This window comes from Halobacillus sp. (assembly GCF_049282395.1).
Lineage (GTDB): Bacteria > Bacillota > Bacilli > Bacillales > Halobacillaceae > Halobacillus.
Genome location: NZ_JBAPTY010000035.1, coordinates 1 through 2,016, shown reverse-complemented (window position 1 = coordinate 2,016; position 2,016 = coordinate 1). Strand labels below are relative to the sequence as shown.

1 protein-coding gene is annotated in these 2,016 nt (G+C 43.3%); it reads right to left on the bottom strand.

Annotated elements, in window-relative coordinates; translation table 11 throughout:
* Positions 1-67: 67 nt before the first annotated feature.
* Complete coding sequence (locus tag WAM07_RS01635) at positions 68-1,999, bottom strand: ABC-F family ATP-binding cassette domain-containing protein (protein WP_422164220.1); 1,932 nt, start codon at positions 1,997-1,999, stop codon at positions 68-70.
* Positions 2,000-2,016 lie beyond the last annotated feature (17 nt).

The window sequence follows — 2,016 nt, the reverse complement described above, 5'->3', positions numbered from 1 at the left end:
CCTCAGGTCATCCAGAATCTGGATGACCTGAGGTGCCTTTCATTTCCTTACCATCTTCTTTTATTTGCTATTCGTGAAGGGATTCCCATTCTTCCATCAGCTTTTCCACACGCTGCTGAGTTTGTGTGCTGCTTTCTGTAAGTTCAAGGGAGCGCTCGTGGTCCTGGTAAACCTCAGGATCGCACAGAAGCTCTTCAATTTCTTCAAGTTTTGCTTCCAGCTCTTCGATTTCTTCTTCAATTTCAGCTATACGACGGTTTTTCTTACGCTCTTCCCGTTTCACTGCTTTATCTTCCTGAAAGCTGTTTTTAGCCTGTGGCTCTTTCGTTTGTGTTTCATTTTCCAGTCGTTCGGCTTCTTCAATTTGCTGAAGCTCATACTCTTCCTGCTTTTTATTCACATAGTAATCATAGTCACCGAGGAACAACCGCGTTTCTTCCGGCAGCATTTCCACAACGTTTGTCGCGATTTTGTTAATAAAATAACGGTCGTGGGAAACAAACAGCAAAGTCCCGGGATAATCAATAAGCGCTGCTTCCAGAACTTCTTTACTGTCCAAATCCAGGTGGTTGGTCGGCTCATCTAGCACAAGGAAGTTAGCTTCTAGCATCATCAGCTTTGCTAAGGAAAGACGGGCTCTTTCTCCGCCGCTAAGAGCAGATACGGGTTTAAGCACATCTTCGCCCGAAAATAGGAAATTTCCAAGTACGGTACGAATATCTTTTTCATTTTTAAAAGGATAATCATCCCAAAGTTCCTGAAGTACATTTTTCTTCGGATTAAGCTTGGTCTGTTCCTGATCGTAATAACCTATTTGAACATTGGTTCCAAGCTTAATATCTCCTTTAGCCGCTTTTAATTCACCGAGGATGGTCTTAAGCAAGGTGGTTTTTCCGACACCGTTTGGTCCGACTAGAGCCACCGAATCCCCGCGGTTTAAGTCGAAGGAGACATTCTCAAAAACGTAGGAATCTTCATTATACTTGAAACCAAGTTCTCTTAGCTTCAAGACGTCATTTCCGCTTTTTTTAGAAACCTGGAAGCTGAATTTCGCCGACTGGTTGTCGTCTTTAGGTTTCTCAAGCTTGTCCATTTTCTCAAGCTGTTTCCGACGGCTTTGTGCTCGCTTACTGGTCGTTGCACGAACGATGTTCTTCTGAATGAAGTCTTCCATCCGCTTGATTTCTTCCTGCTGCTTTTCAAAGTGTTTCATTTCAATCTCAAAATCGGCTTCTTTTTTCTTCAAATAGTCGCTGTAGTTGCCAGGGTATTTCTTAGAAGATTGAAAGGCAATTTCATAAACGGTATTTACGATCTTGTCGAGAAAATAGCGGTCGTGCGAGACGATGACAACCGCGCCCTTATACCCCTGTAAATATCCTTCCAGCCATGATAGCGTGTCGATGTCCAGGTGGTTGGTCGGCTCATCGAGAATCAGAACATCCGGACTGGTCAACAATAACTTACCAAGGGCTAAACGAGTTTTCTGGCCGCCGCTCAATGACGTTATTGGTGTGTTCCAGTCGAAATTATGGAAGTTCAATCCATTCAGGACGGATTTAATTTCCGTTTCATACTGATAACCCCCCGCTGTTTTGAAATACTCCTGCTTCCGGTCATAGGTAGAGAGGAGCTGCTGATAGCGATCGGGATCATCCATAAGATCTGGATCTGCCATATTGACTTCCATAGAACGAAGTTCATCTTCCAGTTCCTTCAAATGAGAGAAAACCTTTTCCATTTCATTCCATATGGATTCCTCGGACTGAAGGCCTGTATCCTGAGCCAGGTATCCGACGGTCGTTTCCTTCGGTTTAAAAATGTCACCGGAATCGTAGCTCATTTCACCGGCCATCATCTTCAGCAATGTCGATTTTCCTGTACCATTTCGACCGACAATTGCGATGCGATCATTCATTTGTACTTCCAATTTAATATTAGATAAAATCAATTCCGCTCCAAATCGTTTGGTTAATTGATTTAATTGCATGAGAATCATGTCGTTTCACCTCAATG